This window comes from Pseudomonas machongensis, assembly GCF_034961125.1.
Lineage (GTDB): Bacteria > Pseudomonadota > Gammaproteobacteria > Pseudomonadales > Pseudomonadaceae > Aquipseudomonas > Aquipseudomonas machongensis.
Genome location: NZ_JAYFUI010000094.1, coordinates 1 through 15,372, shown reverse-complemented (window position 1 = coordinate 15,372; position 15,372 = coordinate 1). Strand labels below are relative to the sequence as shown.

Sequence of the window (15,372 nt, the reverse complement as noted above, 5' to 3'; positions counted from 1 at the left end):
GAGCGTCGTCGCCATCGACGACGTGCGTGCCGTCGAGACGGAAGTCGCCACGCCCGTGATGCCCCGGATTGTCCACCAGCACCAGGTGCGCAAGGCCCTGAAGCGGTTGGCACAGGCGCTTGAAGTCGTAATCGGTCCAGACGTCACCGTTGACCAGCAGGAACGGTGCATTCCCCAACAGCGGCAGCGCCTTGAAGATACCGCCGCCGGTCTCCAGCGGTTCGCCCTCGGGCGAATAGCTGATGCTCAGACCGAAGCGGCTGCCATCGCCCAGGTGATCCTCGATCTGCTGCCCGAGCCAGGCATGGTTGATCACCACATCGCTCAACCCCGCCCTGGCCAAGGCCTCGAGGTGGTACTCGATCAGCGGCTTGCCCGCCGCAGGCACCAGGGGCTTGGGGGTGTGCAAGGTCAGCGGGCGCATGCGCTCGCCCTTGCCTGCCGCCAGGATCATCGCTTTCATGGGTGTGCCCCGGTCTTGAGTTCGCCGATCAGTTGACCGAGCTCGGCCAGCTCAGGGCGACGGGAGATCACTTCATCTATATAGGCAAAGAAACGCGGCACGTCGGTAAGGTAGCGCGGCTTGCCATCGCGGTGACAGATGCGGGCGAAGATGCCGATCACCTTGAGATGGCGCTGCACGCCCATCAGGTCGCTGGCACGCTGGAACTCCTCGAACTCAGGCTGTACCGCAATCCCTGCGGCCTGCGCCTTGTCCCAGTAGCTGCGCAACCAGCCATCGACACGTGCTTGCGGCCAACTCAAGAAGGCATCCTTGAACAGGCAAGTGATGTCGTAGGTCACCGGGCCATAGACGGCGTCCTGGAAGTCCAGCACGCCCGGGTTGGGGGCGCTGTGCATGAGGTTGCGCGGCATGTAGTCGCGGTGCACCAAGACCTTGGGCTGGGCCAGGGCGCTGTCGATCAGTTGCTGGCTGATGCGCTGCCAGCTGGCTTGCTGCGCTTCGGTGAAGGTCAGTTTCAGTTCACGCCCGACATACCACTCGGGAAACAGCTCAAGCTCACGGCGCAGCAAGGCGGTGTCGTAGCTCGGCAGCGGCGCTTGCATCGGCAGTTGTTGCTGGGCCAGCAGCGCGTCAATGGCATCGGCGAACAGGGCATCGGCATTGTCGTCGCCGATGATTTCCAGATACGTCTTGCGCCCCAGGTCGCTCAACAGCAGGAAGCCACGCTCCAGGTCCTGGGCATGGATCACCGGCACGTTGATACCCGCGCTGGCCAGCAAGTGGTCGATGGCGACGAAAGGTGCGCAATTTTCCTGCGGCGGTGGCGCATCCATGATCACGAAACTGTGTCCGCCGCCCTCCCAGCGGAAGTAGCGACGAAAGCTCGCGTCGCTGCTGGCGGCGGTCAGGCTGCCCGCAGGCACGTCGCCCCAGGCGTTTTCGCGGAAAAGATTCTGAAGCTGTTGTTCGAGCCACACAGTCAGCTGTTGCAGGCGTACATCATGATCAGGCATTACAAGGGTCTCCGACGGCCCCTAGCCGTCAAGCGGGTCATGCTTTATTATCCAGCATCTTTTTCAGACCATCGAGAGGCGTGCGGCCCCACACGCGGGCAGATGGCACGCAGGAAGCCCGGACTAATAAGATGGCATTGAAATCCCCCGCGTTTCGTAGAAAGTTTCCATTGCTGGTGACTGGCGGTCTGCTGGCCCTGCAACCTCTGGCCACATCGTACGTGGTGGCTGCCGAGCAGTTCGACTGCCAAGTGTCCGCCGCCGGTGGTTGGGACTGCAAGCCCAAGACCGCTGCCAGCACTCTGCCGCCGCGCCCTGTGCACGATGGCGCCGCACTCAGTGGCGGCACCGAGGCCCAGACCGCCGAGGCGGCTGGCAGTGCCGAGCCCAAGCCGGTGCTGGTCACCGAGAGCAAGGGCCGCGCGCTGAAATCGCGCAGCGAAGACTACAGCCATCTGGACTGGGTGCCCCGCGAGAAGCTCACCGCCGCCCAACTGGCCGAGACCGGCCCGTATTGCGGCGGTGCGTACATCGAGCCGATCCGTCCGGGCATGAACGACTCCACGCCCAAGGACGAGTCGCCGACCTACCTCAACGCCAAGGTCTCCAAGTACCAGCAGGAGCAGCAGATCGCTACCCTGGCCGGTGACGTGGTCATGCGCCAGGGCAGCATGCAGGCCGAAGCCGACGAAGCCAACCTCTACCAGACCGAGAACCGCGGCGAGCTCAAGGGCAACGTCAAGATTCGCGACAACGGTACGCTGGTGGTGGGCGACCAGGCCGAAGTCCAGCTCGACACTGGCGAAGCCAAGGTCGACAACGCCGAGTACGTGATGCACAAGTCGCACATCCGCGGCTCGGCCCTGTACGCCAAGCGTGCCGAAAACGCCATCATCCGCCTCAAGGACGGTACCTATACCACCTGTGAGCCGGGCAGCAACGCATGGCAGCTCAAGGGCAACAACATTACCCTGAACCCGGCCACCGGCTTCGGTACCGGCACCAACGTCACCCTTCGGGTCAAGGATATTCCGGTGTTCTACACACCGTACATCTACTTCCCGATCGACGACCGCCGCCAGTCCGGCTTCCTGCCGCCGTCGTTCAGCACCAGCAGCGACACCGGCTTCATGCTGGTCACGCCGTACTACTTCAACCTGGCGCCGAACTACGACGCCACCCTGTATCCGCGCTACATGGCCAAGCGCGGCTTGTTGATGGAAGGCGAATTCCGCTACCTGACCAAGTCGAGCGAAGGTCAGTTCGGCGGCGCGTACCTCAACGACGAGGACGACGACCGCAAGCTGCAGACGGACTACAAGAAAGAACGCTGGATGGTCAACTGGCAGCACAAGGGCGGCCTGGACGAGCGCCTGATGACCGAGGTGGACTACACCGACATCAGCGACCCGTTCTACTTCCAGGACCTGGAGTCCGACCAGATCGGTGTCGAGAAGCGTGACTACGTCAATCAGCAGGGTGCGCTGACCTATCGTGGCGACACCTACACTGCGCGTTTGAACGTGCACGCATACGAAATGGCCACCATTTCGCAGATAACGCCTTACGACAGGCTGCCTCAAGTTACTTTCCTGGGCACGTTGCCCTATCATCCCGCCGGCCTCGACTTCAGCTACGAAACCGAAGCCACACGATTCGAGCGCGATCTGAAGAACGGCCTGGTCTTCGACAAGGAGGGGAATCCGGATGGTTCCCTCGGCTACGTCTTTGACCCAGCTGGCAATATCATCGGCGGTCGTCGACTAGACGACGCAGTGTTCGGCCTGGCGCGTGCAAACGGTACGCGCCTTAACGCAACACCTGCTATCACATTGCCAATGGAGGCCAGTTACGGCTTCCTGACGCCCAAGCTCAAGTACTCCTATACCCATTACGATCTCGACTTGGATAGTAAAGGCAAGCAGGACATAATCGACTACACCGCGCAAGCGCAGTCCAAAGGTGAGGATTTCCTTTACGGAAACTACTCTGGGACGCAGAACCGCAGTGTTCCGATCTTCAGCGTCGACAGCGGCCTGTACTTCGACCGCAACACCCAGTGGTTCGGCAAGAACTATCTGCAAACTCTCGAGCCACGGCTGTTCTACCTCTACGTCCCCTACAAGGATCAGAAAGACATCCCGTTGTTCGACACGGGTGAAATGCCCTTCAGCTACTCGTCCCTGTTTCGCGACAACCGGTTCGCTGGTGGTGACCGCATCGGCGACGAGAACAAACTGTCGCTTGGCGTGACCAGCCGGTGGATCGAAGAGAACGGCTTCGAGCGTCAGCGCTTCAACATCGGTCAGGCGTATTACTTCAAGGACCGCAAGGTTCAGCTGCCTGGTATCGACTACCGTACCCGCAAGGACAGCCTGTCGGACGTCTCGCCGTACGCGCTTGAGTACCAATATCGCTTCAACCGCGACTGGCGTTTCAACTCGGACTTCAACTGGGACCCAGACAGCCGCAGCACCCGCTCAGGCAGCGCCATGTTCCACTACCAACCTGAGGACAATCCGAACAAGGTCATCAACGCCGGTTACCGTTACCGTAACGATATGATCACCTACGACTCGCTGACCGGTACCTGGAAGGTAGGCGGTGGTGACTACGGCGTTCCTGGCGCACCCGGTTACATCAAGGATTACTACAAGATCCAACAACACGACTTCTCGATCATCTGGCCAGTCGTGCCGCAATGGAGCGTCATCGCACGCTGGCAGCACGACTACAACCGGAACCGGACCCTCGAGGCATTAGGTGGTTTCGAGTACGACAGCTGCTGCTGGAAGCTTCGTCTGATCAGCCGTTACTGGATGGACAACGAAGACTATAGCCAGGCCCTGCCGCAGAACGAAAAGGGCGACCACGGCGTATTCCTGCAGATCGTCCTCAAAGGCCTCGGCGGCGTCGTGGGCAACAAGGTCGAATCGTTCCTGGACCAAGGCATTCAAGGTTACCGTACACGTGAAGAGCAAGCTTATTGATCGTCTGCGCCCGCTGATGCTGGGCGCCGTAATGCTGAGCGGTGCGGTGCATGCCGCGCCGCAACCCCTGGACCGCGTGGTGGCCATCGTCGATAACGACGTGGTCATGCAAAGCCAGCTGGACCAGCGCGTACACGAAGTGCAGCAGACCATCGCCAAGCGCGGCGGTGGCGTGCCGCCTGCCGGCGCCCTGGAACAGCAGGTGCTGGAACGTCTGATCGTCGAGAACCTGCAACTGCAGATCGGCGAGCGCTCGGGCATTCGTATCACCGACGAAGAACTCAACCAGGCCATTGGCACCATCGCCCAGCGCAACGGCATGTCGCTGGATCAGTTCCGTGCTGCCCTCGCTCACGATGGTCTGTCGTTCGATGACGCCCGTGATCAGGTCAAGCGCGAGATGATCATCAGCCGCGTTCGCCAGCGTCGCGTGGCCGAGCGCATCCAGGTGTCCGAGCAGGAAGTGAAGAACTTCCTCAACTCCGACCTGGGCAAGATGCAGATGTCGGAAGAATACCGCCTGGCCAACATCCTGATTCCGACCCCGGAGAGCGCCAATTCGGACGCTATCCAGGCCGCGGCACGCCAAGCTGGCGAGGTCTACCAGCAACTGCGCCAGGGCGCCGACTTCGGCCAGTTGGCCATCGCCCGCTCGGCCAGCGAAAACGCCCTGGAAGGCGGCGAGATGGGCTGGCGCAAGGCCGGCCAACTGCCACCTGACTTCGCCAAGATGCTCAGCAGCATGGCCATCGGTGACATCACCCAACCGATTCGCATCCCCAACGGCTTCATCATCCTCAAGCTCGAGGAGAAGCGCGGTGGCAGCGAAAGCGTGCTGCGCGACGAAGTCCATGTGCGTCACATCCTGATCAAGCCCAGCGAGATCCGCAGCGATGCGGCGACCGAGCAACTGGCCGAACGCCTGTACGATCGCATCAAGAATGGCGAAGACTTCGCCCAACTGGCGAAAAGCTTCTCGGAAGATCCAGGCTCCGCACTCAACGGCGGCGACCTGAACTGGGTCGACCCGAACAGCCTGGTACCGGAATTCCGCGAACAGATGGCCAACGCCGAGCAAGGCGTAGTGACCAAGCCGTTCCGCACCCAGTACGGCTGGCACGTGCTGGAAGTACTCGGCCGTCGCGCCACCGACAGCACCGAACAGGCCCGCGAGCAGCAGGCACTGAACGTACTGCGCAACCGCAAATACGACGAAGAGCTGCAGACCTGGCTGCGCCAGATCCGCGACGAAGCCTACGTTGAGATCAAGCTGCCTGGCGCCGACCAGGCGACCCAGTGAAGCCCCTGCGCTTCGCCGTCACCCCCGGCGAGCCGGCGGGCATAGGTCCAGACCTGTGCCTGCTGCTCGCCGCAGAGCCTCAGCCGCACCCCCTGATCGCCATCACCAGCCGTGACCTGCTCGCCGAGCGGGCCGCGCAGCTGGGGCTGGCGGTTACGCTGCTGTCGGTGTCGCCGGATGCCTGGCCAGACCAACCGGCACCCGCAGGCAGCCTCTACGTGTGGGACACGCCGCTGGCAACGCCTGTAACTGCCGGCCAACTGGACTCACGCAACGCGGCCTTCGTCCTGCGGACCTTGACCCGCGCGGGCCAAGGCTGCCTGAAAGGTGACTTCGCGGGGATGATCACCGCCCCGGTGCACAAGGGCGTGATCAACGAGAGCGGTATCGCCTTCTCCGGGCATACCGAGTTCCTCGCCGACCTCACCCAGACGGCCCAGGTGGTGATGATGCTCGCCACCCACGGTCTGCGTGTGGCGCTGGTCACCACGCACCTGCCGCTGCGCGACATCGCCGACGCCATCACCGCCGAACGCCTGGAACGCGTCACGCGCATCCTGCATGCCGACCTGCGCGACAAGTTCGGCATCACCCAACCACGCATCCTGGTCTGCGGCCTCAATCCGCATGCCGGCGAAGGCGGCCACCTTGGCCGCGAAGAAATCGACATCATCGAGCCCGCGCTCGAGCGCCTGCGCGCAGAGGGCATGGACCTGCGCGGTCCATTGCCGGCCGATACCCTGTTTACCCCCAAATATCTGGAGCACTGCGACGCAGTGCTGGCGATGTACCACGACCAAGGCCTGCCCGTACTCAAGTACAAGGGCTTCGGCGCCGCAGTCAACGTGACGCTGGGCCTGCCGATCATCCGTACCTCGGTCGATCATGGCACTGCCCTGGACCTGGCTGGTAGCGGCAAGGTCGACACCGGCAGCCTGCGCGTCGCCCTGGAAACCGCCTACCAGATGGCCGAGAACCGACCATGAACGAGCACTACCAACACCGGGCGCGCAAGCGCTTCGGCCAGAACTTCCTGCACGACGCCGGCATCATCGACCGCATCCTGCGGGCGATCAACGCCAAGGCCGGCGAGCACCTGCTGGAAATCGGCCCGGGCCAGGGCGCCCTGACCGAGGGCCTGCTGGGCAGCGGCGCCCAACTCGACGTGGTCGAGCTGGACAAGGACCTGGTCCCCATCCTCCAGCGCAAGTTCGCCGACCGCGACAATTTCCGCCTGCACCAGGGCGATGCCCTCAAGTTCGATTTCAATACCCTGGGCGTGCCGCCGCGCAGCCTGAAAGTCGTCGGCAACCTGCCCTACAACATCTCTACGCCTCTGATCTTCCACCTGCTGGCTCACGCCGGGCTGATCCGCGACATGCATTTCATGCTGCAGAAAGAAGTGGTCGAGCGCATGGCCGCAGGTCCGGGCGGCGGGGACTGGGGACGCCTGTCGATCATGGTGCAGTACCACTGCCGCGTGGAACACCTGTTCAACGTCGGCCCTGGCGCGTTCAATCCGCCACCGAAAGTGGATTCGGCCATCGTCCGCCTGGTGCCGCACGAAGTGCTGCCGCACCCGGCCAAGGACCCGGCACTGCTCGAGCGCGTGGTGCGCGAAGCGTTCAACCAGCGCCGCAAGACCCTGCGCAACACACTCAAGGGGCTGCTCGACAGCCAGGCCATCGAGGCGGCTGGCGTCGATGGCAGCCTGCGCCCTGAACAGCTGGACCTGGCGGCCTTCGTGCGCCTGGCTGATCAACTGGCACTGCAGCAAGGCTGACTCGGCCCTTGCTGCCCCTTCGCGGGCAACCCGCCCCTCTCCTGGGGGCGGGTTTACCCGCGAAGTACCCCACACCGATGACAGCGCCCACCGCTGGCCCTCCCCCCTCTCAATGGCCTAGACTGCGACAATCGCGTTAATGCTCCCGTTCGCCCAAGGCCCTTGCATGTCCGACCCCCGCTATCAGATCGACGTCAGCGTCGTGACCCGCTTCCTCAAAGAGCAATCCGACCCCGAGAACAACCGCTTCGCCTTCGCCTACACCATCACGGTGTCGAACAATGGCACGCTCAAGGCCAAGCTGAGGGGGCGCCACTGGCTGATCACCAACGGCGACGGCAAGGTCGAGGAAGTGCGCGGCGATGGCGTCATTGGCCAACAACCGACCATCGACCCCGGGCAGAGCTATACCTACAGCAGTGGCGCAGTTATCGCCACCCGCGTCGGTACCATGCAAGGCAGCTATCAGATGTTCGCCGAAGACGGTACACGCTTCGACGCCGAGATCGCGCCGTTCCGCCTGGCTGTGCCTGGAGCTCTGCACTGATGGCCACCTACGCCGTCGGCGACCTGCAAGGCTGCCTGCAACCGCTCAAGTGCTTGCTCGAACGCGTCAACTTCGATCCCAAGGTCGATCGCCTGTGGCTGGTGGGCGACCTGGTCAACCGTGGCCCGGAATCGCTCGAAACCCTGCGCTACCTGTATGCGATGCGCGAGTCGCTGGTCTGCGTGCTCGGTAACCATGACCTGCACCTGCTCGCAGCCTGGCATAACATCGAGCGCCTGAAGAAAAGTGACACCCTGCGCGAGATCATCGAGGCACCAGACGCCGATCAGTTGCTCGACTGGCTGCGCCGCCAGAAGCTGCTGCACTATGACGAGGCCCGGGGTATCGCCATGGCTCACGCCGGCATCCCGCCCCAGTGGACGCTGGGCAAGGCCCTGGAGCTGGCAGCAGAGGTGGAGGAGGTGCTGCGCGACGACAACCGCCTCAAGCTCTACCTCGACGGCATGTATGGCAATGAACCGAACAAGTGGAGCAAGAACCTCAGCGGCGTCGAGCGCCTGCGGGTCATCACCAACTATTTCACCCGCATGCGTTTCTGCACCACCGACGGCAAGCTCGACCTCAAGAGCAAGGAAGGCCTGGACAGCGCCCCCAAGGGCTACAAGCCCTGGTACGCCCACAAGGACCGTCGCTCGCGCCACGTGAAGATCATTTTCGGCCATTGGGCCGCCCTCGAAGGCAACGTCGAAGAGCCGAGCGTCATCGCCCTGGACACCGGTTGCGTATGGGGCGGCGCCATGACCCTGTACAACCTGGACAGCGGCCAATACCACCGCTGCGACTGCACCGACGAAGGCACCGTACGTACGGCACCGGAACCCACTAGAATCAACGACCGAACCTGAAGGAAAACGTACCCATGAGCGAATTCAAGCGCATCCCTCCGGAACAGGCCCTGGCCTTGCGTGCACAAGGTGCGGTGGTGGTCGACATTCGCGATCCCCAGGCCTTCGCTGCCGGCCATATCACCGGCGCCCGCCATCTGGATAACCATTCGGTGGCCGACTTCATCCGCAACGCCGACCTCGACGCGCCGACGCTGGTGGTCTGCTATCACGGTAACTCCAGCCAGAGTGCCGCCGCCTACCTGGTGGGCCAGGGCTTCTCTGAGGTCTACAGCGTCGACGGCGGCTTCGAGCTGTGGCGCGCTACCTATCCGGCCGAAACCGCCCAGGGCGACGCCGAATAATTTTTTTCATTTCCCCTCAAGCCCGCGTCACCTGCGGGCTTGCGCCTTACCTGACGAACGGTCGGAAGCAACTTCTCGGCCCCTCGCCCTTGACCTTGCGTATTACCAACTATCCTTAAGCGCAGGCCATCCAAAAAAGGGGAGAGCCGGTACACCGGCGTGCGGGTCATCGGTAGCGTTCCAAGGTGTTCTGGGGGGTAAACAGCAATCGGTGAAAGCCGCTTGCATGCCAGCATCAGCTGACTGATCCGGCGTCGTCTCCACGTATCGAGCGAGGTGACGTCATGAGCATTTTTAGCCACTTCCAACAACGTTTCGAGTCAACGCGCCAGGAAGAACTCTCGCTGCAGGAGTACCTCGAGCTGTGCAAAGAGGATCGCAGTGCCTACGCATCGGCCGCTGAACGGCTGTTGCTGGCCATCGGTGAGCCGGAACTGATCGACACCTCGAGCAACTCCAGACTGTCGCGGATCTTCTCCAACAAGGTGATCCGCCGGTATCCGGCCTTTGCCGACTTCCACGGCATGGAAGAGTGCATCGACCAGATCGTTTCATACTTCCGCCACGCCGCCCAAGGTCTGGAAGAGAAGAAACAGATCCTCTATCTGCTGGGCCCGGTAGGCGGCGGCAAATCGTCCCTGGCCGAGAAACTCAAGCAGCTGATGGAGAAAGTGCCGTTCTACGCCATCAAGGATTCGCCCGTATTCGAGTCGCCACTGGGCCTGTTCAATGCCACCGAAGACGGCGCCATTCTCGAGGAGGAGTACGGCATCTCGCGGCGCTACCTGAACACCATCATGTCGCCCTGGGCGACCAAGCGTCTTCAGGAATATGGCGGCGATATCAGCAAGTTCCGCGTGGTCAAGCTGTACCCTTCGATCCTCAACCAGATCGCTATCGCCAAGACCGAACCCGGCGACGAGAACAACCAGGACATTTCCGCACTGGTCGGCAAGGTGGATATCCGCAAGCTCGAGGAATTCCCGCAGAACGACGCCGACGCCTACAGCTACTCGGGCGCCCTGTGCCGGGCCAACCAGGGCCTGATGGAGTTCGTGGAGATGTTCAAGGCGCCGATCAAGGTCCTGCACCCCTTGCTCACCGCCACCCAGGAAGGCAACTACAACAGCACCGAGGGCCTGGGGGCGATTCCCTATTCGGGTATCTTGCTGGCCCACTCCAACGAGTCTGAGTGGCACACCTTCCGCAACAACAAGAACAACGAGGCCTTCATCGACCGGATCTATATCGTCAAGGTGCCCTACTGCCTGCGGGTCAGCGACGAAATCAAGATCTACGACAAGTTGTTGGTCAACAGCTCGCTGTCCAAGGCCCATTGCGCGCCCGATACCCTCAAGATGCTCGCCCAGTTCACCGTGCTCTCACGCCTGAAAGAGCCGGAAAACTCGAACATCTACTCGAAAATGCGGGTATATGACGGCGAAAACCTCAAGGATACCGATCCAAAGGCCAAGTCGATCCAGGAGTATCGTGATGCCGCTGGCGTCGACGAAGGCATGAACGGCCTGTCGACCCGCTTCGCCTTCAAGATTCTCTCCAAAGTGTTCAACTTCGACCCGCACGAAGTCGCGGCCAACCCGGTGCACCTGCTTTATGTGCTCGAGCAGCAGATCGAACAGGAGCAATTCCCGGCCGAGGTGCGCGAACGCTACCTACGCTACCTCAAGGAATACCTGGCACCGCGCTACATCGAGTTCATCGGCAAGGAAATCCAGACCGCCTACCTGGAGTCCTACAGCGAATACGGCCAGAACATCTTCGACCGTTATGTGCTGTACGCAGACTTCTGGATTCAGGACCAGGAATACCGCGACCCGGAAACCGGTGAAATCCTCAACCGGATCGCCCTCAACGAAGAACTGGAGAAAATCGAGAAGCCGGCCGGCATCAGCAATCCGAAGGACTTCCGCAATGAAATCGTCAACTTCGTGCTGCGTGCCCGCGCCAACAACAACGGCAAGAACCCAAGCTGGCTGAGCTACGAGAAGCTGCGGGTGGTGATCGAGAAGAAAATGTTCTCCAACACCGAAGACCTGCTGCCAGTCATCAGTTTCAACGCCAAGGCAAGCAAGGAAGACCAACAGAAACACAACGACTTCGTCACGCGGATGGTGGAACGTGGCTACACCGACAAACAGGTCCGCCTGCTGTCGGAATGGTACCTGCGGGTCAGGAAATCGCAATAAAGCGACAAGCTGTCAGCCACAGGCTGCAAGCTGTACGGCGCGACCGTCAGGTCTGCGCCTCGGCTTGCGGTGCTGGTGGCTGCTTTGTCTCGCAGCTTGACGCTTGCAGCTGCTCTTAGCGGAGGCCCCATGAGCTACGTAATCGACCGACGCCTGAACGGCAAGAACAAGAGCACGGTCAACCGCCAGCGCTTTCTGCGCCGGTACCGTGAGCACATCAAGAAGGCCGTCGAAGAGGCGGTGAGCCGCCGCTCCATCATGGACATGGAGCATGGTGAGCAGATCAGCATTCCCGGGCGCGATATCGACGAACCGGTGCTGCATCACGGCCGTGGCGGCAAGCAGACCATCGTTCATCCGGGCAACAAGGAATTCACCGCAGGCGAACATATCGCCCGTCCGCAAGGCGGTGGTGGCGGTGGCGGACGCGGCAAGGCCGGTAATTCCGGCGAGGGCATGGACGAATTCGTCTTCCAGATCACCCAGGAAGAATTCCTCGAATTCATGTTCGAAGACCTGGAGCTGCCCAACCTGGTCAAGCGTCATCTGACCGGTGCCGACACCTTCAAGACCGTACGCGCAGGTATCGCCAACGAGGGCAATCCGTCGCGCATCAACATCGTGCGTACACTGCGCTCGGCCCATGCCCGGCGCATCGCCCTGACCGGCAGCAGCCGCGGCCTGCTGCGCGCAGCGCAAAAGGAACTGGAGCGGCTGAAAGTCGAGGAACCCGACAACTTCACCGACATCCAGGAGGTAGAAGCCGAAATCGTACGCCTCAAGGCACGCATCAACCGCCTGCCCTTCCTCGACACCTTCGACCTGAAATACAACCTGCTGGTCAAGCAGCCCAACCCCAGTTCCAAGGCGGTGATGTTCTGCCTGATGGACGTCTCCGGCTCCATGACCCAGGCCACCAAGGATATCGCCAAGCGTTTCTTCATCCTGCTGTACCTGTTCCTCAAGCGGAACTACGAACGCATCGAGGTGGTGTTCATCCGCCATCACACCAGCGCCCGCGAGGTGGATGAAGAAGAGTTCTTCTACTCGCGCGAGACCGGCGGCACCATCGTCTCCAGCGCCCTGAAGATGATGCAGGAGATCATGGCCGAGCGTTATCCGGCCAGCGACTGGAACATCTATGCCGCCCAGGCGTCGGATGGCGACAACTGGAACGACGACTCCCCAATCTGCCGCGATATCCTGACCAAGCAGATCATGCCGCACGTGCAGTACTACACTTATGTCGAGATCACCCCCCGCGAGCATCAGGCACTGTGGTACGAGTACGAACGTATCGGCGAGGCGTTTCCCGACACCTTCGCCCAGCAACAGTTGGTCTCGGCCGGTGACATCTACCCGGTCTTCCGTGAACTCTTCCAGCGCAGGTTAGCCACATGACCGCCAGAGCACAGAGACGCCAACCCATTTCCACCGGCTCGGAATGGACCTTCGAGCTGATCCAGACCTACGACCGGGAAATCAGCCGCCTGGCCGCGCGCTATGCGCTGGATACCTACCCCAACCAGATCGAGGTGATCACTGCCGAGCAGATGATGGATGCCTACGCCTCGGTGGGCATGCCGCTGGGCTATCACCATTGGTCCTACGGCAAACAATTCCTCAGCACCGAGAAGTCCTACAGCCGTGGGCAGATGGGCCTGGCCTACGAGATCGTCATCAACTCCGACCCCTGCATCGCCTACCTGATGGAAGAAAACACCATCTGCATGCAGGCGCTGGTGATCGCCCACGCCTGCTACGGGCACAACAGCTTCTTCAAGGGCAACTACCTGTTCCGCACCTGGACCGACGCCAGCTCGATCATCGATTACCTGGTATTCGCCAAGCAGTACATCGCCCAGTGCGAGGAACGCCATGGCATCGATGCGGTGGAGGACCTCATCGACTCCTGCCATGCCCTGATGAACTACGGCGTCGACCGCTACAAGCGGCCATACCCCATCTCCGCCGAGGAAGAGCGCCGGCGACAGAAGGAGCGCGAGGAACACCTGCAGCGGCAGATCAACGACCTGTGGCGCACCATCCCGAAGGGTGCTGACAAGGGCGGCGAAAAGGACGACGCGCGCTTCCCTGCCGAACCCCAGGAAAACATCCTGTACTTCATCGAAAAACACGCGCCGCTGCTCGAACCCTGGCAGCGTGAGGTGGTAAGGATAGTGCGCAAGATCGCGCAGTACTTCTATCCGCAACGCCAGACCCAGGTGATGAACGAAGGCTGGGCAACCTTCTGGCACTACACCCTGATGAACGACCTGTACGACGAAGGCCTGGTCACCGACGGCTTCATGATGGAGTTCCTGCAATCGCACACCAGCGTGGTGTTCCAGCCCGGCTTCGACAGCCCCTACTACAGCGGCATCAACCCCTATGCCCTGGGCTTTGCCATGTACACGGATATCCGCCGGATGTGCGAGCACCCAACGGAAGAGGATCGCCGCTGGTTCCCGGAAATCGCCGGCAGCGACTGGCTGTCGACCATCAAGTTCGCCATGAGCAGCTTCAAGGACGAGAGCTTCATCCTTCAGTACCTTTCCCCCAAGGTGATCCGCGACCTCAAACTGTTCAGCATCCTCGACGACGACCAACGCGACGACCTGCTGGTACCGGCCATCCACGACGAGGCGGGTTATCGCGTCATCCGCGAACAACTGGCGGCGCAGTACAACCTGGGCAACCGCGAGCCCAACGTACAGATCTGGAGCATCGATCGCCGTGGCGACCGCTCGCTCACCCTGCGCCACCAGCAGCACAACCGCAAACCGCTGGGCGACTCCACCGAGGAAGTGCTCAAGCACCTGCACCGCCTGTGGGGCTTCGACATCCACCTGGAGACCGTGCAGGGCGACCAGGTGGTGAAAACCCACCATATGCCGCCCCGTGGCGAGCATGGAGAACCAGGCGACTACGGCCGCATGGATCTCGCCGTCATCCACCACCTCTGAGACCTCGTGACTGCCGACAAGGTATGCTGTCGGCAGTCACGGAGGTTGTACATGCACATCTATAAAGTTGGCGGCGCGGTTCGCGACCGCCTGCTCGGGCGCCCGGTCAGCGATATCGACTGGTTGGTAGTCGGCGCCACGGTCGAAGAAATGCAGGCCTTGGGCTTTCGCCCGGTAGGCGCGGATTTCCCCGTCTTCATCCACCCGAAAACCGGCGAGGAATACGCCCTGGCGCGCACCGAGCGCAAGAGCGGTCGCGGCTATGGCGGATTCACCTTTCACGCCAGCCCCGAAGTCACACTCGAGGAAGATCTGATACGCCGCGATCTGACCATCAATGCGATGGCCGAGGACGACCAAGGCAATCTGCACGACCCCTACCATGGCAAAGTTGATCTGGATAGACGGATTCTTCGCCATGTTTCCCCGGCATTCGCCGAAGATCCTTTGCGAGTGCTGCGGGTTGCCCGCTTTGCCGCGCGCTATGCGCCGCTGGGCTTTCACGTCGCCGATGAGACCCTTGAACTCATGCGCCAGATCAGCACCAGCGGCGAACTGCAGGCACTGACTGCCGAACGGAGCTGGAAAGAGATCGAACGCGCGCTGATGGAAGCGCAGCCACAGGTGTTCATCGAAGTGCTGCGCGACTGCGGCGCGCTGCAACAACTGATGCCGGAGCTCGACCCCAGCCCGCAGGCACTCGCCCCGCTGCAACAGGCGGCAGAGCATCGGCAGCCACTGCACGTGCGCTGGGCCTGCCTGCTGCAAGGCGTTCGGGACACCTCACAACTGAAAGCTGTAAACCAGCGCTTCAAGGCGCCACGTGAATGCCAGGAACTGGCACTGCTGGTTGGTGAGTGCCTGCCTCTGGCGCATCGCGCAATGGAGCT

General features: G+C 61.7%; 13 protein-coding genes. 11 read left to right on the top strand and 2 right to left on the bottom strand.

What is annotated here, in order from left to right; genetic code table 11:
• Both VA602_RS09990 and VA602_RS09985 read right to left on the bottom strand, forming a co-directional pair.
• A partial coding sequence (locus VA602_RS09990; protein ID WP_323453140.1) for a nucleotidyltransferase family protein occupies positions 1 to 463 on the bottom strand: 463 nt, incomplete at its 3' end.
• Entirely contained in the window at positions 460 to 1,479 is a 1,020-nt protein-coding gene (locus VA602_RS09985) for an aminoglycoside phosphotransferase family protein (protein WP_323453139.1), read from the bottom strand. The genes VA602_RS09985 and VA602_RS09990, both read right to left, overlap by 4 nt.
• A gap of 131 nt (positions 1,480 to 1,610) precedes the next feature.
• Between VA602_RS09985 and VA602_RS09980 the strand changes: the two genes are divergently transcribed.
• The 11 genes from VA602_RS09980 to VA602_RS09930 form a co-directional block, all read left to right on the top strand.
• The gene (locus VA602_RS09980; RefSeq protein ID WP_323453138.1) at positions 1,611 to 4,469 is read left to right on the top strand and encodes an LPS-assembly protein LptD; all 2,859 of its coding nucleotides are present in this window, start codon (positions 1,611 to 1,613) and stop codon (positions 4,467 to 4,469) included.
• On the top strand, positions 4,450 to 5,769 hold the full coding sequence (surA, locus tag VA602_RS09975) for a peptidylprolyl isomerase SurA (RefSeq protein WP_151925253.1): 1,320 nt from the start codon (positions 4,450 to 4,452) through the stop codon (positions 5,767 to 5,769). Before VA602_RS09980 ends, surA begins: the two co-directional genes overlap by 20 nt.
• Complete coding sequence (pdxA, locus tag VA602_RS09970; RefSeq protein ID WP_323453137.1) at positions 5,766 to 6,755, top strand: 4-hydroxythreonine-4-phosphate dehydrogenase PdxA; 990 nt, start codon at positions 5,766 to 5,768, stop codon at positions 6,753 to 6,755. Before surA ends, pdxA begins: the two co-directional genes overlap by 4 nt.
• On the top strand, positions 6,752 to 7,552 hold the full coding sequence (gene rsmA, locus VA602_RS09965; RefSeq protein ID WP_323453136.1) for a 16S rRNA (adenine(1518)-N(6)/adenine(1519)-N(6))-dimethyltransferase RsmA: 801 nt from the start codon (positions 6,752 to 6,754) through the stop codon (positions 7,550 to 7,552). Before pdxA ends, rsmA begins: the two co-directional genes overlap by 4 nt.
• A 166-nt stretch (positions 7,553 to 7,718) precedes the next feature.
• On the top strand, positions 7,719 to 8,099 hold the full coding sequence (gene apaG / locus VA602_RS09960) for a Co2+/Mg2+ efflux protein ApaG (RefSeq protein ID WP_323453135.1): 381 nt from the start codon (positions 7,719 to 7,721) through the stop codon (positions 8,097 to 8,099).
• Entirely contained in the window at positions 8,099 to 8,965 is an 867-nt protein-coding gene (locus VA602_RS09955; protein ID WP_054892219.1) for a symmetrical bis(5'-nucleosyl)-tetraphosphatase, read from the top strand. The genes apaG and VA602_RS09955 overlap by 1 nt, the downstream gene beginning before the upstream one ends.
• A gap of 14 nt (positions 8,966 to 8,979) precedes the next feature.
• Positions 8,980 to 9,309, top strand: a complete 330-nt coding sequence (gene glpE, locus VA602_RS09950) for a thiosulfate sulfurtransferase GlpE (RefSeq protein ID WP_063542416.1) — start codon at positions 8,980 to 8,982, stop codon at positions 9,307 to 9,309.
• Positions 9,310 to 9,593: 284 nt separating this feature from the next.
• Positions 9,594 to 11,516, top strand: a complete 1,923-nt coding sequence (locus VA602_RS09945) for a PrkA family serine protein kinase (protein ID WP_054892217.1) — start codon at positions 9,594 to 9,596, stop codon at positions 11,514 to 11,516.
• Positions 11,517 to 11,645: 129 nt separating this feature from the next.
• Positions 11,646 to 12,917: a YeaH/YhbH family protein gene (locus VA602_RS09940; protein ID WP_054892216.1), complete on the top strand. Its 1,272-nt coding sequence runs from the start codon at positions 11,646 to 11,648 to the stop codon at positions 12,915 to 12,917.
• Positions 12,914 to 14,482, top strand: a complete 1,569-nt coding sequence (locus VA602_RS09935; RefSeq protein WP_063542414.1) for a SpoVR family protein — start codon at positions 12,914 to 12,916, stop codon at positions 14,480 to 14,482. The genes VA602_RS09940 and VA602_RS09935 overlap by 4 nt, the downstream gene beginning before the upstream one ends.
• A 51-nt stretch (positions 14,483 to 14,533) precedes the next feature.
• Positions 14,534 to 15,372, top strand: an 839-nt coding sequence (locus VA602_RS09930; RefSeq protein ID WP_323453134.1) for a multifunctional CCA tRNA nucleotidyl transferase/2'3'-cyclic phosphodiesterase/2'nucleotidase/phosphatase, incomplete at its 3' end; no start/stop codon positions are given.